The 24,865-nt window shown below is 69.6% G+C and carries 24 protein-coding genes and 2 tRNA genes; 20 read left to right on the top strand and 6 right to left on the bottom strand.

Translation table 11 applies throughout. The annotated features are described in order from the left end of the window. Positions 1–15 precede the first annotated feature (15 nt). Entirely contained in the window at positions 16–759 is a 744-nt protein-coding gene (locus V9G19_RS08625) for a hypothetical protein (protein WP_462285080.1), read from the bottom strand. On the opposite strand from V9G19_RS08625, the gene V9G19_RS08620 reads away from it, so the two are divergent. From V9G19_RS08620 to V9G19_RS08600, 5 genes are all read left to right on the top strand, one after another. Then, positions 737–1,069 (top strand): hypothetical protein, encoded by a 333-nt coding sequence (locus tag V9G19_RS08620; protein WP_462285079.1) that lies wholly within the window; start codon positions 737–739, stop codon positions 1,067–1,069. The two genes, V9G19_RS08625 and V9G19_RS08620, sit on opposite strands and share 23 nt — an antisense overlap. Before the next feature lie 152 nt (positions 1,070–1,221). After that, on the top strand, positions 1,222–1,890 hold the full coding sequence (locus tag V9G19_RS08615) for an RNA polymerase sigma factor (RefSeq protein ID WP_462285078.1): 669 nt from the start codon (positions 1,222–1,224) through the stop codon (positions 1,888–1,890). Continuing rightward, positions 1,887–3,155, top strand: coding sequence for a serine/threonine-protein kinase (locus V9G19_RS08610; RefSeq protein ID WP_462285077.1), 1,269 nt, complete (start codon positions 1,887–1,889; stop codon positions 3,153–3,155). The genes V9G19_RS08615 and V9G19_RS08610 overlap by 4 nt, the downstream gene beginning before the upstream one ends. A gap of 104 nt (positions 3,156–3,259) precedes the next feature. Continuing rightward, positions 3,260–3,886: a hypothetical protein gene (locus tag V9G19_RS08605; RefSeq protein WP_462285076.1), complete on the top strand. Its 627-nt coding sequence runs from the start codon at positions 3,260–3,262 to the stop codon at positions 3,884–3,886. Further along, on the top strand, positions 3,883–4,416 hold the full coding sequence (locus V9G19_RS08600) for an OmpA family protein (protein ID WP_462285075.1): 534 nt from the start codon (positions 3,883–3,885) through the stop codon (positions 4,414–4,416). Before V9G19_RS08605 ends, V9G19_RS08600 begins: the two co-directional genes overlap by 4 nt. A gap of 5 nt (positions 4,417–4,421) precedes the next feature. Here V9G19_RS08600 and V9G19_RS08595 read toward each other — a convergent pair whose 3' ends face one another. After that, positions 4,422–5,687: a CotH kinase family protein gene (locus V9G19_RS08595; protein ID WP_462285074.1), complete on the bottom strand. Its 1,266-nt coding sequence runs from the start codon at positions 5,685–5,687 to the stop codon at positions 4,422–4,424. A 94-nt stretch (positions 5,688–5,781) separates the two neighbouring features. Here V9G19_RS08595 and V9G19_RS08590 point away from each other — a divergent pair, with 94 nt between their 5' ends. Then, a complete protein-coding gene (locus tag V9G19_RS08590; protein ID WP_462285073.1) occupies positions 5,782–6,174 on the top strand; it encodes a VOC family protein in 393 nt (130 codons plus the stop codon). 230 nt (positions 6,175–6,404) lie between these two features. Further along, complete coding sequence (locus V9G19_RS08585) at positions 6,405–8,141, top strand: PLL family lectin (protein ID WP_462285072.1); 1,737 nt, start codon at positions 6,405–6,407, stop codon at positions 8,139–8,141. A 313-nt stretch (positions 8,142–8,454) separates the two neighbouring features. On the opposite strand, the gene V9G19_RS08580 is transcribed toward V9G19_RS08585, so the two are convergent. Both V9G19_RS08580 and V9G19_RS08575 read right to left on the bottom strand, forming a co-directional pair. Then, a tRNA-Gly gene (locus tag V9G19_RS08580) sits at positions 8,455–8,525 on the bottom strand. Positions 8,526–8,569: 44 nt separating this feature from the next. Next, a complete protein-coding gene (locus V9G19_RS08575; protein ID WP_462285071.1) occupies positions 8,570–9,562 on the bottom strand; it encodes a helix-turn-helix transcriptional regulator in 993 nt (330 codons plus the stop codon). Between the two features lie 62 nt (positions 9,563–9,624). Here V9G19_RS08575 and V9G19_RS08570 point away from each other — a divergent pair, with 62 nt between their 5' ends. The 8 genes from V9G19_RS08570 to V9G19_RS08535 all read left to right on the top strand — a co-directional run bounded on the left by V9G19_RS08570 (position 9,625) and on the right by V9G19_RS08535 (position 19,213). Then, positions 9,625–11,136, top strand: coding sequence for a DHA2 family efflux MFS transporter permease subunit (locus V9G19_RS08570; protein WP_462285070.1), 1,512 nt, complete (start codon positions 9,625–9,627; stop codon positions 11,134–11,136). 84 nt (positions 11,137–11,220) lie between these two features. Beyond that, entirely contained in the window at positions 11,221–11,796 is a 576-nt protein-coding gene (dcd, locus tag V9G19_RS08565) for a dCTP deaminase (RefSeq protein ID WP_462285069.1), read from the top strand. Positions 11,797–12,007: 211 nt separating this feature from the next. Further along, the gene (locus V9G19_RS08560; protein ID WP_462285068.1) at positions 12,008–13,096 is read left to right on the top strand and encodes an ABC transporter ATP-binding protein; all 1,089 of its coding nucleotides are present in this window, start codon (positions 12,008–12,010) and stop codon (positions 13,094–13,096) included. Next, on the top strand, positions 13,093–13,725 hold the full coding sequence (locus tag V9G19_RS08555) for an ABC transporter permease (protein WP_462285067.1): 633 nt from the start codon (positions 13,093–13,095) through the stop codon (positions 13,723–13,725). The genes V9G19_RS08560 and V9G19_RS08555 overlap by 4 nt, the downstream gene beginning before the upstream one ends. Then, positions 13,722–14,480, top strand: coding sequence for an ABC transporter permease (locus tag V9G19_RS08550; protein ID WP_462285066.1), 759 nt, complete (start codon positions 13,722–13,724; stop codon positions 14,478–14,480). The genes V9G19_RS08555 and V9G19_RS08550 overlap by 4 nt, the downstream gene beginning before the upstream one ends. Before the next feature lie 21 nt (positions 14,481–14,501). Continuing rightward, positions 14,502–15,437 carry an ABC transporter substrate-binding protein gene (locus tag V9G19_RS08545; protein ID WP_462285065.1) on the top strand — a complete coding sequence of 312 codons (936 nt, stop codon included), beginning with the start codon at positions 14,502–14,504 and terminating at the stop codon, positions 15,435–15,437. 308 nt (positions 15,438–15,745) lie between these two features. Beyond that, positions 15,746–18,175, top strand: a complete 2,430-nt coding sequence (locus tag V9G19_RS08540) for a LuxR C-terminal-related transcriptional regulator (protein WP_462285064.1) — start codon at positions 15,746–15,748, stop codon at positions 18,173–18,175. A gap of 78 nt (positions 18,176–18,253) precedes the next feature. Further along, positions 18,254–19,213, top strand: a complete 960-nt coding sequence (locus V9G19_RS08535) for an enoyl-CoA hydratase/isomerase family protein (protein WP_462285063.1) — start codon at positions 18,254–18,256, stop codon at positions 19,211–19,213. Between the two features lie 8 nt (positions 19,214–19,221). On the opposite strand, the gene V9G19_RS08530 is transcribed toward V9G19_RS08535, so the two are convergent. Beyond that, a complete protein-coding gene (locus V9G19_RS08530) occupies positions 19,222–21,447 on the bottom strand; it encodes a (Fe-S)-binding protein (RefSeq protein WP_462285062.1) in 2,226 nt (741 codons plus the stop codon). 287 nt (positions 21,448–21,734) lie between these two features. Here V9G19_RS08530 and cysK point away from each other — a divergent pair, with 287 nt between their 5' ends. From cysK to V9G19_RS08510, 4 genes are all read left to right on the top strand, one after another. Further along, entirely contained in the window at positions 21,735–22,664 is a 930-nt protein-coding gene (cysK, locus tag V9G19_RS08525; protein ID WP_462285061.1) for a cysteine synthase A, read from the top strand. Positions 22,665–22,723: 59 nt separating this feature from the next. Further along, positions 22,724–23,341 carry a serine O-acetyltransferase gene (gene cysE / locus V9G19_RS08520; RefSeq protein ID WP_462285060.1) on the top strand — a complete coding sequence of 206 codons (618 nt, stop codon included), beginning with the start codon at positions 22,724–22,726 and terminating at the stop codon, positions 23,339–23,341. A gap of 67 nt (positions 23,342–23,408) precedes the next feature. Further along, positions 23,409–23,723: a PadR family transcriptional regulator gene (locus V9G19_RS08515; protein WP_462285059.1), complete on the top strand. Its 315-nt coding sequence runs from the start codon at positions 23,409–23,411 to the stop codon at positions 23,721–23,723. After that, entirely contained in the window at positions 23,720–24,250 is a 531-nt protein-coding gene (locus V9G19_RS08510) for a hypothetical protein (protein ID WP_462285058.1), read from the top strand. The genes V9G19_RS08515 and V9G19_RS08510 overlap by 4 nt, the downstream gene beginning before the upstream one ends. A 50-nt stretch (positions 24,251–24,300) precedes the next feature. Here V9G19_RS08510 and V9G19_RS08505 read toward each other — a convergent pair whose 3' ends face one another. Beyond that, a complete protein-coding gene (locus V9G19_RS08505; protein ID WP_462285057.1) occupies positions 24,301–24,651 on the bottom strand; it encodes a YtxH domain-containing protein in 351 nt (116 codons plus the stop codon). Between the two features lie 128 nt (positions 24,652–24,779). Between V9G19_RS08505 and V9G19_RS08500 the strand changes: the two genes are divergently transcribed. Next, positions 24,780–24,865 (top strand) — tRNA-Ser (locus V9G19_RS08500).

Genomic DNA, 24,865 nt, shown 5'->3' with positions numbered 1-24,865 from the left:
AGACGGGGAGAGGGATCAGGGAGGGAAGGGCATCAGGTGCGACTGGACGAGGACGATGCCGGGGCCGTACTTCTCGTCCAGTTCGCGTTGCAGACGGCCGTCGTCGAAGAAGACCTCGACCTGAACCTGCCCCTTTTGGGAGTCGACGCCGCTGCCGGTGACGGCGTCGTTGCCGGCGTGGATCTCCTGCTGGATCTGCAGGAGGTCCGCCTCGCTGCGCCCGCCGGACGACACGCACAGCATGCCGCCCCACGTCTGGCGAAGCACGCGTTCCACCCCCGGCGCATCGGCGGTGACGCGGACGTTGAGAATCAGCTTCTCGGGGTTGTTCATCTCGGCCTCGATCTCGGCCGGGTCGGCATCGGGATCGCTCGGCGCGGGGTTGATCGACTGGTCCAGCCAGAGGCCACCGAAGCTCGCCAGGGCCTGGGCCGCGGCGATGGTCTTGTCCATCGTGGCCTGGGTGGTCCTCGCCCGGTCGACGACGACCCACCCGCCAGCCGGCTCGGGGCAGGGGGTGGATGTGGATCCGGGGTCAAGGGGCAAGGAGTGTTCGGCGCGGAAGTCTTCCGGTGTGATCGGCGGCTGGGTGAGGGTGAGCTTCGTGCCGTCCCAGCGGCCGATGAGCGCGACCCCGTCGTTCCACCGCACCCCGGAGGCCGCGTCGTTCTTGCCCGGTGCCGTTGCCCAGTCCCAGCCGACGATCTTGGGGCCACTGCACTGAGGGGGAAGCGAGGTGGCGACCGCCGAGCAGGCCATCGGTCCGCTGTCGCCCTTCTCCAAGACGGTGAACATCCCGAAGAGCTCACCGCCGGGAGAGACGCTCGCGCTTGCTGCCGTCGAGGGCGAGGAGGACCGCGTCGAAGGCGAAGCGGAGGATGTTGCGCTCGGCGACGGAGTCCTCGAGGCGCCGCTCGAGCTGGGTGACGTGGTGGCCGTGCCGCAGCCGGCGAGCACAGCGAGGAGCAAGGCAGCAGGCGCAAACCGGCGGGTCATTCCGGTGCGACGTTTGGGGGGGCCGATTCGTTCCGGGTTACCCGCTGCCGCGGGGGTGACCTGCACTGGGTGAGCTATGCCGCACCTGTTGCAGGTCGGTCTCGCGTGTCGGGTGGGGGGTGACCTGCACTGGGTGAGCTATACCGCACCTGTTGCAGGTCGGCGTCGCGCGCCCGAGGACCGCGTTGTTTCGTCGTTCTCGCATCAGGCCCTAACGTCTTCTCCATGCCGGACGGACTGGACGAACTCGCCGCGGCCGTGGCCGCGGACGATCCGGTGCGCTCGCGCGATCTCGTCCGGGACGCATGCCCGGAGGGCGCTGACGACGTGCTGCGCCTGCTCGCCACGGACGCGGCCAGCGGGTCGGCGCTGGCGACCGAGCTGCTCATCGAACAACTCGACGGGTCCGGCATCGTCCGGCGTTTGGTCCGCAGCTCGCTGCTCGACGAGGCGGCGGTTGACGACGTGTGCCAGGACGTGCTCATCTCAGTTGCCGGATCGATCGGCTCCTTCCGTGGGGATGCCAAGGTGACGACCTGGGTGCACACCATCGTGCGCAACCGGGTCATCGACCACCTGCGCCGGCAGCGGGCGAGCGTGCCGCTGCCCGAGGACGATGTCATGCTCGGCCAGCGGATGAGTTCGTTGCTGGCGACCCGGGCGACCGTGCAGGCCGCGCTGGCGCGGCTACCCGAGCGCTATCGCGAGCCGGTGACGCTGCGCGATCTCGACGGCCTGAGCTACGCCGAGATCGCCGAGCGCCTCGGTCGCGCCGAAGGGACGATCAAGGCGCAGATCTCCCGCGGGCGGGCCCTGGTGGCCGCCGACCTGCGCGGTGACGACGGTCTTGGCGATGCGGCCTGGGACGGGCCAGGGGAGGCCGGCCGCGAATGAGCGTCAACGAGACACGGGTGGGGCGCTATCGGCTGGAGGAGGTCATCGGCGTCGGCTCCTTCGCCACCGTGCACCGGGCGGTCGACGAACGTCTGGACGACACCATCGTCGTCAAGATCCTCGCCGAGAACCATAGCCTCAATCCCGAAGTCCGGGAGCGATTTATCGCCGAGGGGCGGGCACTGCGGCGGATCGCGAGCCCGCACGTCGTCACCGTCCACGACATCGGCGAGAGCGAGCGGCAACAGCCGTATCTCGTGCTCGACCTGGCCGATCGCGGCACGCTGGCGCAGCGGGTCGCCGAGCTGCGGGACCAGGGCTGGACGGCCGGGCCCGAGGATGTGCTCGATGTGTCGCGGCAGCTGGCCCGCGCGCTGGAGGCGATGCACACGGCCCAACTCGTCCACCGGGATCTCAGCCCGCCCAATGTCCTGCTCACCACGACCCCCGATGCCGAGGCCGTGCACGGCTCGGTCATCCGGGCCGACGAGCGGCTGCTCCTCGCCGACCTGGGGATGTGCAAGGACCTGGCGCTGAACTCCGGGCTGACCGTGGCCGGCGGCACCGCCGGTTTCCGGCCCCCCGAGATGGATGCCGGGCCGGCGGTGATCGACACGCGCGCCGACTTGTGGTCGCTCTCGGCGTTGATCCGCTGGCTGGCCGAGGGAGGCGACCTTCCCGCAGCGTTCTGGACGGTCGTGGACCGCGGGCAGTCGGCCGCGCCCGACCAGCGCCATCCCGACGTCACTGCGTGGCTCGCCGAGGTGGAGGCGGCCCTCGCGCCGGCGCCGCGGGAGAGCCCGTCCGAGGCGAGCCCGCCCGAGGCGAGCGGGACCGGGACCAGCGCGGCCGGGGCGCGCGAGCGGCATACGGAATCAGCGCCGGATGGCGCCCAGGCGCGACGGCCGACCCGCCGGCAGCTGGCGATCCTCGTAGCGGCGATCGCCGCGCTCCTGCTCGGCCTCGGCGGCGGCTGGCTGCTGCACGGGCTGCGGTCGACGCCGACCGCCTCCAGCGCGAGCGCGCGGCTGGCGATCCAAGGCCCGCAGCAGGTGGGGGTCGGCGCGACGGCGACCTTCACGCTGGTCCACCAGGGCGTGGACTCGTGGGTGTGGATCCTGCCGACCGGCCGGCATATCGCCGACACCGCCAGCGTCTCGCTGAAGCCGAGCGGCGCCGGATCCTCCCGGGTCACGGTGCGGGCGGTCGACGATGAGGGTCGGCAGTTGCAGGCGAGTCACGAGTTCACGGTCACCGGGTCGTGAGCGGGTCGTGAGGAAAAAAGTTCGCGATCGATGCAACCGCAGACGCCATCCGCGCCGACGTACCTGATAATCGCACGATCACGCAGACCGCAAGGAGAACAGCGATGAACAGCACGCATGGCCGCCGGTTCGCCGCGCTCACCCTCGGCGCCGGCCTCGCGCTCACCGGGTGCAGCAAGGCTCCCGAGGCCACCTTCGAGAGCAGCGCGACCCAACAAAGCGCCGCCGCCTCCGGCTCGTCCGCCGCGTCCGCCGGTGAGCAGTCGCCGCAGGACGACGCTGCGGCCGACTCGGCCGCTGCCGCCGGCATCGACCTGACCACGCTTGGGGAGCCGATCGCCACCGCCGAGATCCCCGCGAGCGTCGAGGGCGACCCCAAGGCGACGATGAAGGTTGTCCTCCACAGCCTGACCCGCGAGGGCGAGACGCTGGTCGGCACCTACTCCTTCACCCTCGAGTCGACCGCCGACCCGGAGAAGGACGCCTGGCTCTATGACTATCTCGGCGACCACAGTTGGTCACCCCACCTGATCGACCCGGTCAACCTGGCCCGGCACGACGTCCTCGAGGCCGACCTGAAGTGGGCCAAGACCGACTCGCAGGGCTCCAAGTTCGGCCCCGGCGACACGTTCTATACGTATGCCGCCTTCGCCGCCCCACCGGCCGGGGTCACCTCGATGACGGCGATCCTGGTCGAGGGGGCTCCTCCGGCGGAGGTGACGATCCAGTGAGGTCCACGCTCTGCGGGCTCGTCGCGGCGCTGACGCTTGCCGCGCCGACGGCAGCGGCGGCCAACGACCGTGACGAGGCCCTGGCATCCTTGCCCAAGTCGGCCTGGCCGGCGAGCATCACCAAGCTGGATCGCTCGGTCACCGAACTCGATCGGAATGTCACCAAGGTGGACACCAAGAGCACCGAGGGGCCACAGACCGTGATCTCGCTGGCCTCCGACGTCCTCTTCGCCTTCGACAAGGACACGATCTCCGATCGTGCCGAGGACAAGATCCGCGAGCTGATCGCCGACATCCCCGATGGCGCCACCGTTCAGGTGCACGGCCACACCGACAACATCGGCGAGCAGGCCTACAACCAGAAGCTATCCGAGAGCCGGGCCAAGACCGTGGCCAATGTGATCAGCGCCGAGCGCGCCGATCTGCGGTTGGAGGTCAAGGGATTCGGTATGAGCGATCCGGTCGAGTCCAACGAGAAGCCCGAGGGCCGGGCGCTCAACCGGCGAGTCGAGATCCGATACCGGGACTGACCGGTTCACGCCGTGAGGTATGCCGCGATGCTCGCCTTCTCCCGGGCGAGCGTCGCGGCATCGATCTGTCCGGAGCTGGCGATCAGGGTGACAAGGGCGTCGAGCCGGCCCGCGGCATACCCACCGGCGATCAGTTCGGAGCGCAATCGTGCGCTCTCCGAGGTGATTTGGAACGCGTAGTCGGGCGTGGTTTCGAACCGGCGGGAGAGGACATTGCCGGTTTGGTTGCCACGGCGGCCCGGTGCCCCGCCACCCGCTCCGCCGCCGGGCTGACCCATGGGGCCTCGGCCGCCTTGTCCCCCAGGGCGATTGGTGACGCCGAAGGTGAGATTGTGGTCCCACGCGACGACCGTCATCCGGGCCTTGGCCGGGTCGTGGAAAAGGTAGGAGTTGTTGCCCGGCCCGTCGATCGCGTCATAGTTGTCGATCAGGCCCTCGAACGCTAGGTAGGTCGCGAAGGCGTCAGCGTCGAGATGTTTCGTTAAGCCAGAACTAAATTCGTCAACGCTACTTTGATTTACCCACTGCAAGAACGCGATCAGCGGGGCGAGGTCATCTTCACCGGCCTCCTGCTCGAAGCGGTCGGCATACCTCGCCGGGTCGTCACCGAGGTAGTCGTAGTTCGCCGTGGCCTGGGCCTTGTAGAGCATCCCCTGGGTGCCGAAGTTGGCGAGCATCCATGCGTCCGAAGGGTTTTCGACGAGGAGTCGCAGCGAAGGGGCAGCGCCGGCGACCGTGACCTGGGCGTAGGCCCAGCCCTGCGCGGCCAGTCCGGTGCGCGCGAGCAGGTCGAGGCTGAGTGCCTCGTTGAGGGCGGATGCGGTGTTGTTGGCACGCACCGATACCTCGGTGATCCCGCCATGCGCCTGGCCGTCGACGTACTTGTCAAAGCGCACCAGCCACGGATAGTCCGCAGCCGTGGCACCCGCGGTGTCGTTGACCCGCCACAGCGTCGAGTTTCCCTTCAACCGCACTCCACAGCGCTCGTATGCCGTCCCGTCGGCCCGCACCGCGCACTCGACCCACTCCTTGGCGCCGCTCGTCTCGTATGCCGCGAGCGCAGCACCGAACTGCTCGGCGGTCATCGCGATGTCGAGCTCGTGAACCTGATAGTTGGCCAACAGGTTTCGTCCGATTGACGCCGCGGGCGGCGAGCTGCTCGTGCTAGAGGAGTCCGGTTCGCTGCACGCGGCGGTCGCCGAGGCGAGGGTGGCGAGCCCGGCCAGGCGCAGGACGTGACGCCGCTCGAGCGCGGCGGGGTGGATCGGCATACGGACGAGTTGACCGGTCTTGGCTGTCGGGTCGGGAGCAATCGGCTGTGTCAGGACTGTGCCCTCGAGGGTGGACCGCCGTTAACGTGGTTGTATGCACCGCAGTCGGATTGGCGTCGTCCTGATCGATCACCCGGAGGAGACCTATGCCGCCGGCGCGGCCTTTTGGGCCGGGGTGACCGGCTCGCCACGCTCCGCTGCGGATGCCTCGCCGGGTGCGGAGCCGTACGAGTCTCTCGACTCGCTTCCGGGGGGCGTGCTGGTGGAGTTGCAGCGCACCGGAGCCGGCACGCCGGCGCGGATCCACCTCGACATCGAGACCGACGACGTGGCCGCCGAGGTGGCGCGGGTGCTGGCCCTTGGAGCCCGGGTGGTCGAGCGCCGGGAGGGCTACGTCATCCTCGCCGATCCCGGTGGGCTGCTGTTCTGCGCCGTCCCTGTGCAAACGGGCGCCGACTTCGAGGGGCACGCCCAAACCTGGCCCTGACCTGATCCCCTCTGCTGCCAACCGCGAATAGCGGCCACGCGGGGAACGATCGGAGCCCGCGGGGCGTGGCTCGGAGTTGCCGGAACCCGAGAATGCTGCCTGTCGCAGGTATCACACCTCACCTCGACGCCTCTAGATGAGTATCACCTGTAGGGACCTGCGCCACCGGATACGCCGTCGCGTCGCAATGGGGCAGACCTCGCCCATCGAGACAAGATAGGTACTCACCCATGCCTGAAAACGCCTTCCCCAGAGGGGCATTGCCTTCGCCGCGAAGTGCGGTGCTCGCCGCCCGGCGGCACGCCCGCACGCTCGGTGCTCCGGCGTCCTTCCTGTGGCGCCCGCAACAGATCTCCATGTGGGGCAATGACGCCCATGGCGACTGCGTGACCGCAGAGGAGGCCTTCGCCAAGGCCTGCAACGCCCCGGAGATCTTCATCCCGGACAACGAGGTGATCGGCTGGGCGACCCGACTCGGAGTCCTGGAAGGCGCCGTCATCGTCGACGTCCTCAACTGGATGCAAAATGACGGCTTCCACAACCAGGGCCACACCTACACCGACGGGCCCTATTCCTACGTCGACTGGACCAGCGCAGGCGTCCTGCGGAGCGCAATCGCGATCGGGCCGGTCAAGCTCGGCATCGCCGCCGACCAGGTCAGCGCCGCCTATGGGGCGGCAAACGGCCACACCGGATGGGTCGGCACCGGTTTCCACAGCGACCCCAACATCGATCACTGCGTGGCGTTGTGTGGCTACGGCAGCATGGCCTGGCTGGCGCAGCAGCTCGGGACGGCGCTACCCGACGGGGTCGACGGCTCGGCACCGGGGTATGCCATGTTCACCTGGAACTCGATCGGCATCATTGATGTGCCGTCGATGCTGGCCATCACCGCTGAGGCGTGGCTGCGGAATCCGACGACCGTCGTGAAGTCGGACAACGGCTGGGAAGGCTTCGAGTTGGCTGCGGCTGGGGCGTCGTCGCCCACGGGCGGCATCGCCGCGGTCTCGCGGATCCCCGGCAGCATGGAGGTCTTCTACGTCGGCGCGAACGGGTCGGTGCAGGATTGCTTCTGGTATGAGGGGCAGCCGTGGCAGCATTTCGAGCTGGCCCCGCCCGGCAGCGCCTCCACGAGTGGCGGCATCGCCGCGGTCTCGCGGATCCCCGGCAGCATGGAGATCTTCTACGTCGGCGCGAACGGGTCAGTGCAGGATTGCTTCTGGTATGACGGGCAGCCGTGGCAGCGCTTCGAGCTGGCCCCGCCCGGCAGCGCCTCCACGAGTGGCGGCATCGCCGCGGTCTCGCGGATCCCCGGCAGCATGGAGGTCTTCTACGTCGGCGCGAACGGGTCGGTGCAGGATTGCTTCTGGTATGACGGGCAGCCGTGGCAGCGCTTCGAGCTGGCCCCAGCGGGCAGCGCGTCCACGAGTGGCGGCATCGCCGCGGTCTCGCGGATCCCCGGCAGCATGGAGGTCTTCTACGTCGGCGCGAACGGGTCGGTGCAGGATTGCTTCTGGTATGACGGGCAGCCGTGGCAGCGCTTCGAGCTGGCCCCGCCCGGCAGCGCCTCCACGAGTGGCGGCATCGCCGCGGTCTCGCGGATCCCCGGCAGCATGGAGATCTTCTACGTCGGCGCGAACGGGTCGGTGCAGGATTGCTTCTGGTATGACGGGCACCCGTGGCAGCGCTTCGAGCTGGCCCCAGCGGGCAGCGCGTCCACGAGTGGCGGCATCGCCGCGGTCTCGCGGGTCCCTGGGAGCATGGAGATCTTCTACAGCGGCGCCGACGGCTCGCTCCAGGACTGCTACTGGTATGACGGCAATCCCTGGCAGCGCTTCACGCTCAACGGCCCCGGCAGCGCCGCGGGGAACGCCAAGGTCGCCGCGGTGTCCCGGATCGCGGGCAGCATGGAGGTCTTCTACATCGGGTCGGGCGGAACGGTCCGCGACTGCTACTGGTACGGGTAATCGTTCGGACCCACCCCTCCCAGCCGGGTGTCCGGCGGGCGAGTATGTGTGCACACGCTCCCGCCTGCCGGGCGCCCGCCCGACGCCGACGCAAGGAGGCAACAGAGTGATATCCGACCCTGGTCCCGACGCTGCCGCCGAATTCTGCGAGGACGACCCCTCGCCGGCCGATTCCCAGAGTCCTCCCGTCGAGAGTCCACCACAGGTCAAACGCGGAGCCATCCCGACCCCACGTACGGTGATCGAGAACGCTCCGCTGTACGCACCCACCGATTTGCCAGACGAGGAGGGCGATGACGACCAGTGCGATACGAGCCGATGACGGGAATCGAACCCGCGTGTCCAGCTTGGGAAGCTGGCGCTCTACCATTGAGCTACATCGGCGTGCCAGCCTTCGGGGATAAATCTCGGCAGGCAGCCCCGGCAGTCTAACCCAGCCCCGGGCTGGCGCTGATCCCGGCTGCGGCGGCGAACCGCATACCCCACGACGCGATCATCTCCCGGACACCCGGGCTGGCCTCCTCGATGGCGAAGGGGGCATCGAGGACGCCCATGCCATGGAGGAGATAGCCGGCGTGCTGCGCCTCGCCGCGCACGCGGCAGCGCCCGTCGCCCAGGTCGGTGACCTCCACCCACCGGCCGATCTTCGCCTCGACTTCCGCTGCCGGCGCGGTGACGACCGCGACCAGCCGGTGCTCCGCGTCACGCTCGGACAACCCTCTGCGCACGTATGCCGCGGCGTCGCCTCCCGGGACCTCGCGGCGCCGGAAGAGCGAGCGGGATCCCGCCGGATCCGTGAGCCGATCCAACCGGAAGGAGCGCCAGTCGCCACGGTCGAGGTCGTAGGCGACGAGATACCAGCGGCGGGCGACCCGAACGAGTTGGTGGGGTTCGGCATACCGGCGCACCAACTCGCCCGGAGCGGAACCACCCCGGGCGGTGTAGGAGAAGCGGATTCGCTCGCAGTCGCGGATCGCCTGCGCAATCAACCCGAGCACCGACGCCTCGACTTCGGGCGCCGACCCGAAGGGGGAGTCGACGGTCACCGCGTGCAGCGCCTCGGCTCGGCGCCGCAATCGCGCCGGCAGCACCTGCATCACCTTTGACAGCGCCGAGAGCGTGGCGTCCGAGAGCGCCCCGGACTGGGCGGCGGCGGTCTGGCCCAAGGCGACGACCATCGCGATCGCCTCCTCTTCGTCGACGACGAGCGGCGGCATCGAGCCACCCGCGCCCAGCTGATAGCCGCCATCGGTGCCGCGGGAGGACTTCACGGGATAACCCAGCTCACGGAGCCGGTCGACGTCGCGGCGCAGGGTGCGCTCGGAGACCTCGAGCCGGTCGGCCAGCTCCGGCCCCGGCCAGAAGCGGTGCGTCTGCAGCAGGGACAGCAGCCGCAGGGTCCGAGAACTCGTGTTCGCCATCCCCTAAGAGTGCCCGAAATAGCGGTCGGAAACTGACCGGAAGGGTCTCTAGCGTCGTCGGCATGGACACGATGACGCTCGAACCACGCAGCGAAACCGCTGCCCCGACACCCCTCGCCCGCGAGGCGACCGCCCGTCCCGCCGCGCAGATCGAGGGACGCGCACGCACTCTCGCCCTGGTCAGCCTGCTGCTGGCCTCGGCCATGGAACTGATCGACGTGACGATCGTCAACGTCGCCCTGCCGACCATCGAGCGCTCCCTCGGCGCGAGCGGGGCGATGCTGCAGTGGGTCGTCGCGGCATACCCGCTCGCGTTTGGCATCTCGCTGATCACCGGCGCGCGCCTCGGCGACCGCTTCGGGCGCCGCCGGCTCTTCGTGATCGGCCTCATCGGCTTCACCCTCGCCTCGGCCGCCTGCGGCCTGGCCCCCAGCGCGCTGGGACTGGTCGCCTTCCGCGCGGTCCAGGGGATCGCCGCGGCGGCGATGGTGCCGCAGGTCCTCACGAGCATCCAGGTGATGTATGCCGCGCACGAGCGCGGCAAGGCGATGGCCGCCTTCTCCGCGCTCGCCGGCATCGCCGCGGTCGTCGGCCCGATCCTCGGTGCCGTCCTGACCGAGACGGCCGGCTGGCGCTGGGTGTTCTTGGTCAACGTGCCGGTGGGCGTCCTCGCGCTGGTCGCCGCGTTGCGCTTCGTCCCCGAATCCCGTGCCGCACATGCCGACCGGGTCGACTTTCGCGGGGTCGCGGTGCTCACCGCCGGCCTGCTCGCGCTGCTATATCCGCTGGTCATGGGTCACGAGCTCGGCTGGCCGGCGTGGTCGTATGCCGTGCTGCTCGCCGGCGCGCTCATCCTCGCCATCTTCGTCGTCGCCGAGGCGCGTCACGAGCGGTCCGGTGACGAGCCGCTGCTGGCCACCTCCCTCTATCGGGACCGTGCGTTCGCCGGCGGCAGCCTCGTCGGCGGTCTGGTGTTCATCGCCGGAACCGGCTATTTCCTCGCCGGCACGCTCTATTTCCAGGCCGGGCTCGGCTGGTCGGTCCTGAAGGCCGGACTGGTCAACATCCCGTTCGCGCTCGTCTGCACGGTCACGGCCGGTGCCGGTGCGGCGATGTTGATGCCGCGGATTGGGCGGCGGGTGCTGACCCTCGGCGCGATTGTCATGGCGGCCGGTGCCCTCGTGATGTGGGTGACCGTGCGCGCGGCGGACGCCCAGACGAGCTTTTGGGCGTTCGTCCCGGCGATCTCGTTGGTGGGCGCCGGCTTCGGGTTCGTGGTCTCCTCGACCGCTCCGCTGGCCCTGGTCGCGGTGCCGGACCGACAGGCCGGTTCGGCGTCCGGGCAGTTCAACACCACCGGTCAGCTCGCCAATGCGGTCGGCGCGGCGGTGATGGGCACGCTCTTCTTCGAGGTCGCTGCGAGTCACGCCGGGCCGGTCCCGGTCGAGATGTTCCGCCCGGCCCATCTGGCGGTGCTGCTCGTCATGGCCGCGCTGCTCGCGGTCGTCGCCCTCGCCTCGAGGGTCATCCCCGCCGGCGCCCACGAGCACGCCGACCTCGCCGCGGGTCACTGAAACCTGGTCATCGAACCCGAGTCACCGAAACCGGAACGCGGTCCGTGCGCGCGGCACGGACCGCGCCTTCGGTAGGTTGACGCCGTGTTGCTCTCCGACCGTGACATCCGCGCCGAGATCGACAACCGGCGGGTTCGGCTCGACCCGTGGGACCCAGGGATGGTCCAGCCGAGCAGCATCGACGTCCGGCTGGACAAGTACTTCCGGCTCTTCGACAACCACAAGTACCCGGTCATCGACCCCGCCCAGGACCAGCCCGACCTGACCCGGCTGGTGGAGGTCGACCCGGCCGAGGGGTTCGTGCTGCACCCCGGGGAGTTCGTCCTCGGCTCCACGCTGGAGGCGATCACCCTTCCCGACGACCTGGCGGCGCGCGTGGAGGGCAAGTCCAGCCTGGGCCGGCTCGGCCTGCTCACCCATGCGACCGCCGGCTTCGTCGATCCCGGCTTCAGCGGCCACGTCACCCTGGAACTGTCCAACGTCGCGACGCTGCCAATCATGCTCTGGCCCGGCATGAAGATCGGCCAGCTCTGTTTCTTCCGGCTCAGCTCGCCCGCCGAGCACCCGTATGGCAGCTCGGCCTACGGCTCGCACTACCAGGGACAGCGCGGACCGACCGCCAGCCGCAGCTTCCAGAACTTCCACACCACACCCCTTTAGCCGTATGCCGTGCCCGGCCTCGAGCGGCAGCCACCGTGCGGGTGTCCTGCAATAGGTGAGGTATACGGCACCTCCTGCAGGTCGGCCCGCCGGTCGAGGTCACGTCGGCCCGAGGCACCTCTGCTGACCTTCTCCCGCGCCGATTGTCGGATCCCTCGGTTACGGTGGGGCGCAGCCGAGGGCAGGCGGGCCCCGGGGGAAGGCGGGATCGATGATCCGCTTCGACGGCGTCACCAAGCGCTACGGGCAGGATGCCGTAGCGGTCGATGACCTGACCCTGGAGGCACCGACCGGCAAGATCACCGTCCTGGTCGGTCCCTCCGGGTGCGGCAAGACGACGACGCTGCGCATGGTCAATCGGATGATTGAGGCCACCTCGGGCAGCATCACGATCGACGGGGTCGACACGGCGAGCATGGATCCGGCCCAGCTGCGTCGCGGGATCGGCTATGTCATCCAGCACGGCGGGCTCTTTCCCCATCACACCGTCGAGCGCAATATCGCGACGGTGCCACTGCTGCTCGGCCAGAAGAAGAAGGCCGCCCTCGCCCGGGCCCGCGAGTTGCTCGAGACGGTCGGCCTGCCGCAAACACTCGCCCGCCGCTATCCCGCGCAGCTGAGCGGGGGTCAGCAACAACGCGTGGGTGTGGCCCGGGCCCTGGCCGCCGACCCGCCGGTCATGCTGATGGACGAGCCGTTCTCGGCCGTCGACCCCGTCGTGCGCGACCAGCTGCAGGAGGAGTTCCTCCGCCTGCAGGGCCACCTGGGCAAGACGATCCTGTTTGTCACCCACGACATCGACGAGGCCATCAAGCTCGGCGACCAGGTTGCGGTGCTGCGCGTCGGTGGCCGGCTGGCCCAGGTCGCGCCGCCCGCCGAGTTGCTCGCTCACCCGGCCGACGATTTCGTGGCCGGATTTGTCGGGCGCGACCGCGGCTATCGCGCGCTGAGCTTCGTGACCGCAGAGGTGCCCGTGCATCCGGAGCGCACGGTCGATATCGACGGCGAGGTGACGACAGCCGACGGCTGGGTGCTCGTGACCGAGGGCGGGGCTCCGGTCGGCTGGATCGATGCCGCGGCCCACCCGGGGCGTGTGCGTCGAGAAGCCCTCGCGCTCGGCGGCACCCTGGCCGAGTCCGGCGGATCCCTGCGGGCCGCCCTGGACGCCGCCTTGTCCAGCCCGAGCGGCCGCGGGGTGATCCTCACACCCGAGGGCAGGGTCGCCGGGACGGTGCGCGCGGCTGAGGTGTTGCGCGCCATCGAGGTCGAGCGCGGGGCCAGCGGCGAGGTGGACAGGTGAGCTGGGCGCTCTCCCATCTGGGGTTGATCGGCGAACTCGCGCTGCGGCATACGGCCTTGGCGGGGATCCCGCTGGTGATCGGCCTGCTGATCGCGATCCCCCTGGGGTGGCTCGCGGTGCGCTTCCCGGCGCTCGCGCCGATCACGGTCGTGGGGACCGGGCTGCTCTATACGATCCCCTCGCTCGCGCTGTTCGTGCTCATGCCGCTCCTCCTCGGCACCAAAATCCTCGACCCCGTCAATGTCGTCGTGGCGATGACCATCTATACGGTCGCGCTCCTGGTGCGCACGGTCGTCGACGGGTTGCGCTCGGTGCCGGCAGATGTCGACGCGGCCGCGAGCGCGATGGGCTATGGCGGTCTCCGGCGCCTGCTCGGCATCCAGCTCCCCCTGGCCGTGCCGGTCATCGCCGCCGGAGTGCGGGTGGCCGCGGTCAGCAATGTCAGCATTGTCAGCATTGCTTCGATCATCGGTGTCGCCCAACTCGGGAATCTGCTGACCGACGGCTACAACCGCTATATCACCGGTGAGCTGTGGGCCGGCATCATCGCCTGCCTGGTGCTGGCGCTGCTTTTTGACCTCGCCATCGTCGCGCTCGCTCGCGCGCTGACCCCCTGGCGCAGCGCATGATCGCGACCGTCTGGCAGTGGTTGAGCGACCCGGCCAACTGGCGGGGAGCCGGTGGCATCGGCGCTCGCCTGGGTGAGCACCTTCGTTACAGCCTGATCGTGCTGCTCATCGCCGCCGCGATCGGTATACCCGTGGGCTTGTGGGCCGGCCACACCGGCCGCGGCCGGCTGGTCATCGCGATCGCCAACGCGGCCCGGGCGATCCCGACCATCGGGCTGCTCTTTGCGATCGCGTTGTGGCTCGGCCCGCACATCCACGGCGACCTCGCCTTCACGCTGCCGAGCATCCTCGTCCTGGTGCTGCTGGCCCTGCCCCCGATCCTCGCCGGAGCCTATGCCGGGGTGGACGCGATCAGTCCCGCGGTGCGCGACGCCGCCCGCGGGATGGGCCTGACCCCGATGGGGGTGCTCGGCAAGGTCGAGCTGCCGCTGGCCATGCCGCTGCTCGTCTCGGGGCTGCGCTCGGCCGTCTTGCAGGTCGTCGCCACGGCGACCATCGCCGCCTACGTCGGGCTCGGGGGCCTGGGCCGCTTCCTCATCGATGGCCTGGCCTCCGGCCAATACTTCGTCGTCGCCGCCGGCGCTGCCCTCGTCGGGGCCCTCGCGCTGATCGCCGACCTGCTCATGGCCGCGGCTCAACGGGCAGCAACCAGCCCGGGAGTGCGGGCCGCCAAGAAAACACCTCGCCGCGGGAAGCAACCACGCCCAGCCCCTGTTGATCCTCTTCAACCGGGGCTTTCGACCGTCGACCGCTGACCACCCAAAGGAGTCCTCCGTATGTCTGCTCGCTTCGTCCGGCTCACCGTCGCCGCAGTCGGCGTCGCTCTCCTGGCCGCCTGCGGCTCGGGCGGCGACCCGCTCGCCAGCGGCTCCAGCACCAGCGGCGCCACCGGGTCGGGATCCGCCAGCGGCGCAGCGACGAACATCGTGGTCGGCTCGGCCGACTTCTCCGAGAGCCAGCTGCTCGCCGAGATCTATGCCGGGGCGCTGATCGCCAAGGGCATCAACGCGAGCACCAAGCTCAATATCGGTGCCCGCGAGATCTATCTCAAGGCGCTCGACGACGGCTCGATCGACCTGATCCCCGAATACACCGGGGCGCTGGCGTTCTTCTATGACAACAACTTCGCCGAAACCGATCCCGACAAGGTCTACACCGCGTTGTTGGGGCTGCTCCCCGACAACCTCGAGCTGCTCGCCAAGTCGGCGGCCGAGGACAACGACTCGATCAACGTCACCAAAGAGACCGCGGACAAATACCAGCTCGCGGGCATCGCCGACCTTGCCTCGGTTGCAGGCGAACTCACCTTGGGGGCGCCGCCGGAGTTCCAGACCCGGCCCCAGGGCGTCGAGGGCCTGACCAAGACCTATGGCGTCACCTTCAAGTCCTTCCGGCCGCTGAAGGGTCAGGCGTTGGTGCAGGCGCTCAAGAACGGGCAGGTGGACGCCGCCAACATCTTCAGCACCGACCCGGCCATCGCCGAGAACGGCTTCGTCACCCTCACCGACACCTTGCGGCTCTTCGGCGCTCAGAATGTCGTTCCGCTCATCGTGAAGGACAAGAACACCCCCGAGGTCACTGCGGCGCTGGACGCCGTCTCGCAGAAGCTGACCACCAGCACCCTTGCCGGCCTGCTCAAGCAGGTCGATGTCGACAAGCAGGACCCGGCCACGGTGGCCAAGACCTTCCTCGCCGACAACGGCCTGAGCTGACCCGCGCTGGCGCGTTCCTCGCCCATGAGGCGCTCGCGGGTGATCGCGACGGCGTGACTCTGCGCGGGTTGGGCCGGGCGGAGGGGCACGCCAGTGAGGCGGTCCAGCCCCCCGGCTGAACCGCCTCACTCAGGCGCGCCGCGTCCCCCGACCGGCGGCCTGTCCCGACTCGGTCACAACCGGTCCCTCCACGGCTGCGTCCTCACCGGCTCTGGGTTTCCGGTGGTCGGTAGGTACTACTGTGCCCGGAAGTCGTGCCCGGCACATGCGTAATTCCACTCAACTTCTCGCTCAGCTAGCCTGAGCGAATGCTTCCGCCGTGCCTGGGCCGCCGCGAGCTGCTCGGTCAGGTGCGTGCCGAACTGACCACCCGCCGGTGGGTGACCCTCGTTGGGCCACCGGGAGTGGGGAAGACGTTGGTGGCGCGGCATACGGTCGCGGGGCGCGGCGACGTCGCCTGGGTGACGCTCGCCCCGGCAACGACACTCGAGGGTGTCGTTGCCGCCTGCCTGGACGAGTTGACACCTGACACGGCCCCCGGGGACACCGACGTCTTCGCCTTGAAGCGCTCCCTCGACGAGGTCGGCCGCCTGCTCGTTCTCGACGGGATCGACGAGGCCAGCCCGGACGGGCTGGGCGAGTTGATCGGCTCGCTCGTGGCGGCGACGAATGACGCTCGGTTCCTGTGCACGGCGACGCTTCCGGCGGGTCAGCCCGGCGAAACCGTGGTGCGGATCGAACCCCTCCCCGTCCCCGGCCCGGACGACGAACTTGCCGGGCCGGCACTTGAGCTCTTCGTGAGCAAGCTCGCCGGCGCCGGCGGCGAGATCGTCGATCTCGATCAGGACGAGGCGACGCTGCGCTCCCTGCTCGCCGCCAGCGGGGGCCTGCCGCTGCTGCTGGAGCAGTTCGCGGTGCAGGGCGCCGTGGTCGGGGTCGGGCAGGTCGTGCCGGGCGACTCCGTCGGCGCCGCCGTCGCCGCCTCGTATGCCATGGTCGACGCGAGGTCCCAGCAGGCCTACCGGCGGCTGGCGGCGCTGCCGTCGCATGTCAGCCTCGACGTCGCTGCCCACGTCATCGGAGTGCCGCGGGCCATCGCTATCGGCACGATCGCCCGCCTGGAGCGTCACGGTCTGGTGGAGTTGCGCAGCGATGAGCGGGTGGGGATGCTCGCTCCGGTGCGGCGCCACGCCCTCGACCTGGCTCGGGCCAGCGGCGATGTCGAGGCGGCAACCGCAGGCATCGTCCGCTGGGCCGATGCGGCGCTACCCCAGAACGAGGACGAGGGTGCCGCCAATGCGCCGTGGCTTGCCGATCTCGACGTCCTGCATGGTGCGGTCGCGACCGCCTGCGCCGACCCCGGGACGCTCGATCTCGGCTACCGCCTGGCCAACCGGGCCTTCGGCGCCTTGTATGTCGCGATGAAGCCGCGCGAGGCGCTCGCCCTGTGTGAGTTGGCGCTCGGCGCCGGCTCCGGGCCGGCGGATGTCGGGGGTCAGGTTGCCCGGCGCGCCGGGATCTGCGCCTCCGAGGTCCGCGGCACCTTCGAGGGATTGCGGTTCCTCGATATCGCCGAGGAGCACGCCCGGCGTTCCACGATCGCCGGGGTGCAACTAGCCCGCACGGCCTCCATCCGGGCGGAGATGTTCCTCGACGCCGGACAGCTGGAGCGGGCCAGGACCGAGGCGCGCTCGATCCTGGACTCCGATGTCGTTGACAGCTATGTGCGCCGCCAGGCCGCCCGCACGTTGATGGATGCCGAGGTCGGCGAGGGGCACCTTGCCGCCGCCGAGATGCTGGCTCCGGACATCATCGACGGGGCCGCACCGCAGGAGCACTGGCTCGCGATCGCCGCCCGCGTGCTGCTCGCCCACATCGCCTGGGAGCAGGGCCGGGACCTGGAAGCGGCCGCGATGGCCCGCGGCGCCCGCAACGAGGCGCTCGACCTCGCCGAGGATCGGGTCGCGCTGTTGGCCGACATCCTGCACCGGCGCGTCACCGGCGACCCGGCCGTCCTGACGCCCGAGCCGGAGTCGCTGCCCTGGGCGGTGCGGCTCGGCTACCAGGCCCAGCACGCCCGGGAGATGCTCAGCTCCGGCGAGCCGATGCGGGCTGCCGGTCAGGCCGCCGATGTCGTCATGCTCGCCGACAGCGCCCGCCTCGAGCGCGACGGCGTTGAGGCACGGATCGTCCTCGGTGACGCCCTGTTGGCCGCTGAGGACGAGGCCCAGGCCCGCAGCTCGTATGCCGCGGCCGTGCGTCGTGCGGCCACCTGCCCGATGCCGCTTCGGGTCGCCGACGCCCTCGACGGGCTCGCTGCCGCGCTCGCCTCGACGGGCCGCTCGCGCGCGGAACGCTTCGCGGGAGCCGCCTTCCACCTGCGTTCGGTCGCAGGCGCGGTGCATCGACCGCGACCCGGGTTTCCCGAGGGCCGGGTCCCGAAGCCACGCTCCCCGGGCAATTGGGTCGACGGGGACGGACTGTCCGCCGAGGGCCTGCGCCAAGCCAGCCGACTAGAGGACGGCAGTCTCGGCGAGGCCAGCCCGCGCCTGGCGGCCAGCTTGACCAAGGCCCAATTGGCGGTCGCCGAACTCGTCGGGAAGGGGTTGACCAGCAAGGAGATCGCCGAGCAGCTCTTCTTGTCCCCCCGCACCGTCGACAACCACCTCGCGCAGATCTATCGCCGGCTCGACATCCCCTCCCGGGCCCGCTTGGCCGCGCTGATGGCCGACGTCTGACCTAGGGTCGCCGAAGCTGGGCCGCCCCTGACCATGAGCACCTGCCCAATCACGTTCCCCGCTCCCTACCATGTGCTGATGGTGACCTTTGCGCCGCGGCCCGGTGGCGTCGACGAGGTGCTCTTTGCCGTGGCCGACGGCGTCGGCCACGTCCTGCTCACCCGGCCGCGGGCGATCAACAGCCTCAGCCACGCGATGGTCGGTGATCTCGCGGCCACCCTGATCCAGTGGCGTGCTGACCCGAGGATCGACGAAGTCGTCGTGCGCGGTGCGGGGGAGCGGGGTCTGTGTGCGGGCGGCGATATCAAGGCGGCTCGGGCGGCCATCCTCGCCGGCGAACCGGGCAAGGCCGCCAGGTTCTGGGCCGATGAATACGCCCTGTTCGGACTGATCGCCGCCTATCCCAAGCCGGTCGAGGTCGTGATGGCCGGGGTCGTCATGGGCGGCGGGCTCGGGCTCGGCATGCATGCCCAGCGCCGCCCCGTCTCGCCCGATGCGCGGCTGGCCATGCCCGAGACCGGGATCGGTTTCTTCCCCGACGCCGGCTCCACCCAGGTGCTGGCCCGTGCCCCCGGTGAATTGGGAACCTACCTGGCACTCACCGGCGCCGTCGTGAGCGCGGCCGACGCGATCGCCGTCGGGCTCGCCGACGATATCGACGTGCGCGAGCCCACCACGGCCCCACTACTTCGCGAGCGGGAGTGGATTGACGCCTGCTTCGCCGGGGACGACCCGGGCGCGATCGCGGGGCGGCTGGAGCGGCATACGGCCAACAGGGCACGAGCGTGCGGCGAGCTGCTGCGCAGCCGGTCGCCGTTGTCGGTGGCGATCGCCTTGGAGCGCATTCGCCGGGCCGCGGGCGAGACCGAGCTGGACGAGACGCTGGCGGTCGACGCCCACGTCGCCGCGGCGATGATGCACGACAGCGATTTCGTCGAGGGCGTGCGCGCCACCGTCATCGACCGGGACACGCCCCGCTGGCGGCACGCCCGGATCGAGGACGTGCCGCGGGACGCGGTGCTCGGCTACTTCCCCTAACCCGCCGCTCAGATCGTGGCCGCGCCCGCGCCGGCCGGGACGTCCGGCTCCTCGCCCCGGCGGACCGCGGCCAGCAGCATCTGGGCGATATCGACGACCTCGACCTGGTCGAACCGGCCGTCGGCCTGCCGCTCGACGACCCCGTCGGTGAGCATGACCCGGCAGAACGGGCAGCCGATCGCGATCCGCTGGGCGCCGGTGGCCAGCGCCTCGTCGGTCCGGTTGTTGTTGATCCGGGTCCCGATCGTCTCCTCCATCCACATCCGGGCGCCGCCGGCGCCGCAGCAGAAGGAGGTGTCCCCGCTGCGGGGCATTTCGGTGAGGGTCACGCCGGGCAGGGCACCGATCAGCTCGCGCGGCGCGGCATACACCTGGTTGTGCCGGCCGAGGTAGCACGGGTCGTGGTAGGTGACCGTCGCGGCCGTGGAGGCGACGTTCTTGCCCGTCGACATCCCCGGCACCTCGTCGGGCCGGGCGACCGGAGTCAGCCGCCGCTCACGGACGAGCCGGTTGAGCAGCTGGGTGTGGTGCAGCACTTCGTATTTGCCGCCGAACTGCGGGTACTCGTTCTTGATCGTGTTGAAGCAGTGGGCGCAGGTGACGACGATCTTGGTCGCCTTGAACTCGCCCAAGATCTCGACGTTCTGCTCGGCGAGCATCTGGAAGAGGAACTCGTTGCCGGCGCGCCTGGCCGAGTCACCGGTGCAGGTCTCGGAGTCGCCGAGGACGGCGAACTCGACGCCTGCGGTGTGCAGCAGCTCGGCCACCGCGCGGGTCGTCTTCTTGGCGCGGTCCTCGAACGCTCCGGCGCAGCCGACCCAGAAGAGGTAGTCGACTTCCTCCAGGTCCTCGACGTCGGCGCCGACGACCTTGACCTCAAACGGCAGGTCCTTGGCCCAGTCCATCCGCACGCGCGCGCCCATGCCCCAGGGGTCGCCCTTGTTCTCCATATTGCGGAAGAGGCCACCCAGCTCCTTGGGGAAGGCGCTCTCGACAAGCGTCTGGTAGCGGCGCATCTCGATGATGTGGTCGACATGCTCGATGTCGACCGGGCACTGGTTGACGCACGCTCCACAGGTCACGCACGACCACAGCACGTCGGTGTCGATGACCGCGCCGCCGGTGGGGTGCCAGGGCTCGCCCTCGGTCTCGCCGACCAACGGGCGGTCGACCTCGGCCTTGGCCTTGTCGGAGACCTTCTCGCGGGCGGCTTCGTCGGCGGCGAGGATCCACGGGCCCTTGGCGTAGGCGTGGTCGCGCAGGTTCATGATGAGCAGCTTGGGCGACAGCGGCTTGTCGGTGTTCCAGGCCGGGCACTGGCTCTGGCAGCGGCCGCACTCGGTGCAGGTCGCGAAGTCGAGCATGCTCTTCCAGGTGAAGTCCTCGATCTTGCCGACCCCGAGGACCGGCTCCTCCTCCATCTCCTCCAGATCCTCCATGGTGACCGGCTTGCCGGCGACCATGAGCGGCTGAGCGGCGCCGAGGGCCACCGGCGGGCGCTTGAAGGCGACGTTGACCGGGCCGGCCATGATGTGCAGGTGCTTGCTGTGCACGACCTCGATCAGGAAGACGAGCATGACACCGATATGCAGCAGCAGCCCGAGGCCCTCGAGGAACTCGAGCGTGTTCTTGCCGAGGCCATCCATGGCCCGGCCGATGGCCTGGGACACCCAGGCGCCCTCGTTGGTGTAGTTGCCGAGGGCGGCGGCCGCGCCGCGGAAGAGGAACATCGTCCAGATCACGGTGAAGATGAAGAACAACACCAGCCAGGCCCCGCCCATGTGCGAGCCGAGGAAGCGTGACTTGCGCCCGAGCTTGGCCGGCGAGTTCGCGGCGCGGACGATGCCGAAGACGATGATCCCGAGCAGACAGAACAGCGCGATCGTGTCCTGCGCGAAGCCGAGGATGCGCCAGTGCCCGATGAGGGGGATCTCGAAGTCGGACTTGAACAGAGCGCCATACGCCTCGATGTAGACGGTCGAGAGGATCATGAACGCCCAGAAGACGGCGAAGTGGGCCATGCCCGGCACGGTCCACTTCAGCAACCGTCGCTGACCCAAGACCTCGGTCAACTCGGCCTTTAGGGCCGTGTCGACTCGCCCGCCCGCGCCGTCGAGGCGATCCGGGGCCGGCTGGCCGTTGGTGATCAGCCGATAGAGGAAAACCAGGCGACGGATCACGATGGGCAGGGCGATCAAATTGAGCAGCAGCCCGAGGATCAGCACGATGCGCACGTTGCGTCACTCCAACCGCCCGGCGTCCGGGCATCGTCGGTGTCCTCGCGCCCGTCCACGCCGGCGAGGATCTTTCGGCAGTCTACGCAGGCAGCAGGGGTGGCCGTGAGGCCTGTGACGTGTGTCAACGGTGTTGCGTGCGCCACGGCCGGGCCTTGCGACCGGTGGGTGAGATGCGGCCCCGGCATCGGCGCTGGGCGGGGAATGCGTTAGCATAACGTCGCGTTTGTGCAGGCATAACGCCACGATGTTCTTGTTCCGCTTCGAGCCCGCCAGGAGTCACCGCAGTGCCCATCTATGACGACGTCACCAAGCTGATCGGCAACACCCCACTGGTGCGGATCAACCGGATCATCGACAGCGACGCCACCGTCGCCGCCAAGCTGGAGTTCTACAACCCGGCGAACTCGGTCAAGGACCGCATTGGTGTCTCGATCATCGACGCTGCCGAGGAGGCGGGTGCGCTCAAGCCGGGCGGCACGATCGTCGAGGCCACCTCCGGGAACACCGGGATTGCCCTGGCCATGGTCGGCGCCGCGCGCGGCTACAACGTCGTGCTGACCATGCCCGAGTCGATGTCCAAGGAACGGCGGGCGCTGCTGCGCGCCTTCGGCGCCGAACTCATCCTGACGCCGGCATCGGAGGGGATGAAGGGCGCGGTCAACCGCGCCGACGAGATCGTCGCCGAGCGCGACGGGTCCATCCTGGCCCGCCAGTTCGGCAACGAGGCCAACCCGGCCATTCACCGCAAGACGACCGCCGAGGAGATCTGGAAGGACACCGACGGCGCCGTCGACATCGTCATCTCCGGCATCGGCACCGGCGGCACGATCACCGGTGTCGGCCAGGTGCTCAAGGAACGCAAGCCCAGCGTGCAGATGATCGCCGTCGAGCCGGAGGAGTCCCCGATCCTCAACGGCGGCCAGCCCGGCCCGCACAAGATCCAGGGCATCGGCGCCAACTTCGTGCCGGAGATCCTCGACACCTCGATCTATGACGAGGTCATCGACATCAACGCCGACCAGGCCGTCGAGTGGGCCCGCAAGGCCGCCAACGAGGAGGGACTGCTCGTCGGCCTCTCCTCCGGTGCCGCGCTCGCCGCGGCCGACCTGGTCGCCCGCCGCCCCGAGAACGCCGGCAAGACGATCGTCGTCATCATCCCCAGCTTCGGCGAGCGCTATCTGTCCACCATTTTGTTCTCCGATCTCCTCGATTGATCCGTATGCCGCCTCCCGCGGCCCGCGGATCGGTCACCGATCCCCAGAAGGTGAGTTCCATGTTGGTTTCTCCTCCGGTGCAGGGGCCGGGCTCGCTGGGCCAGGCGCGTGGCGGCATACGGGAGGATCTGGACGCGGCGATGCGCCGCGATCCCGCGGCGACGTCGCGCGCGGTGGTGTTCTTCACCTCCGCCGGTTTGCACGCCATTTGGCTGCACCGGTTGGCCCATGAACTCTGGGGCACCCGCCTGCTGCGGCCGCTCGCTCGATTGATCGCCTATGTGTCGCGCTCTGTCACCGGCGTGGAGATCCACCCGGGCGCGACGATCGGCCGGCGGTTCTTCATCGATCACGGCATGGGTGTCGTGATCGGGGAGACCGCCGAGATCGGCGACGACTGCATGCTCTATCACCAGGTGACGCTCGGCGGACGCTCGATGGAGCGCGTCAAGCGGCACCCCACGCTTGGGGATCGCGTCACCATCGGCGCCGGCGCCAAGGTGCTCGGTCCGGTCTATATCGGGGACGACGCCCAGGTCGGCGCCAACTCGGTCGTGGTCAAGGACGTTCCGGCCGGCGCGATCGCCACCGGAGTCCCCGCGGTCTATCGCTTCCCCAAGAAGGCCGACGAGGACCCCTACGAGGCGCTGTTCAACGAGCCGGCGCTGTTTATTTGACGCCGCGACCCTCCCGCTATTTCGGGTAGCGATGTATCGTCATCCGTAATAGCGGATGGAGGCTCGGGTGGCGAAGCTCGACGCTGTGGGCGGCCCGCGGATGCTGATCCTGTTGTCGCTGGTCGACGGCCCCAAGCATGGCTACGCGCTGATGGAGGACATCGCGTCCGTGGCCGGTGTCCGGCTCGGGCCGGGCACGTTGTATGGCGCTCTCGAATGGCTGGAGGACAACGGCCAGATCCGCGCGTGCGCGGCCGAGGGGCGCCGGCGGCCATACGAGATCACGACCGCGGGCCGCGAGGCGGTGATCGCCCAGGAGCGGCTCTGGAGCGCGCTGGCGAGCACGGCCCGGCTGCGGTTGCGCGCGGCGGGGGCATCATGAGACGCCGCGCGCTGGTTCGCCTTTATCCACTCTCGTGGCGGCGCCGTTATGAGGAGGAGTTCCTCGACGTGCTCGGGCAGCGGCCGCTCACGGTGGCGGTCGTGGTGGACGTGTTTCGTGGTGCCGCAGCGGCGCGCGCACGGGCGGCATCCGGCCGCCTGATGGGGCCGTGGACGAGTGGCCCGCTGACCACGCTGACGGTGCTCGCGATGTTTGCCGCCGCGCTGTTCTATGCCGCCTGGCACGACATCTACGCGGGAGACCACGGCGGCGAGCAGGAGGCGGCGGCGGTCATCGCGATCCTGTACGCCGTGCTCGGCCTGCTCTTGTGCGCGCGGCGCTGGTGGATCCACGGCGTTCTGACGATCGGCGCCGCGGCCTTAGCCATCGCTTGGCAATTCTCGCTCGGCCCGGTGCCGGGCTGGCAGGAGAACAGCGCCGTTGGGTGGGTTCCGCTCGCAGGCTTCCTGGTGTCTGCCGTGCTGCTGGGCCGACGGACCAGGCAGGCACCGCTAGGCCGTCGGTAACCGCAAGGAGTCATGCATCACCGCACGGGCCGACGCGTGACGGCGGCGACCTAGGGCAGCTTGCCCGGGCCCGGGCCGAAGTTGTGCTCCGGGTGCAGCTTGCCGTCGGTGCCGCGGTGCAGTGTCGGCGGCAGATCTTCGTCCTTCTCGCCGCCGACGCTGTCCTTGACGTCCCGCAACTTGCTGGCAGTCGCCTTGGCCGCATCGCTGACGACATCGGCGACGAACGGCGCCGCCTTGGTCTTGGCCGCGTCGGTCGCCTGACTGACCTTGGTCTGGACCGGCTCACTGGACCAGACCTTGTTGGCTTGGGTCTTGATCTGCTCGTAGCGCTGGGTGCCCGCACGAGCGCCGAGGACATAGCCGACGGCAGCCCCCGCGAGGAATGACAGTTTCGACATGCGAACTTCCTTTCGGGTCTCGCCCGACCCTAGCTCGCTCGCCCCCCGAACGGGCGATTGTGACCGCGGCGGTTCGGAGCATGCCGACGAGCGGGATACGCTCGGCGGGTCCGCCTCGCGGACGCCATGGAGGGCTCGCATAGTGGCCTAGTGCGGCGGTCTTGAAAACCGCTATGGCGGCAACGTCATCGTGGGTTCGAATCCCACGCCCTCC

It is taken from the genome of Nostocoides sp., assembly GCF_037045025.1.
In the GTDB taxonomy this organism is placed as follows: domain Bacteria; phylum Actinomycetota; class Actinomycetes; order Actinomycetales; family Dermatophilaceae; genus Nostocoides_A.
This window is presented reverse-complemented; position numbering and strand designations above follow the sequence as displayed.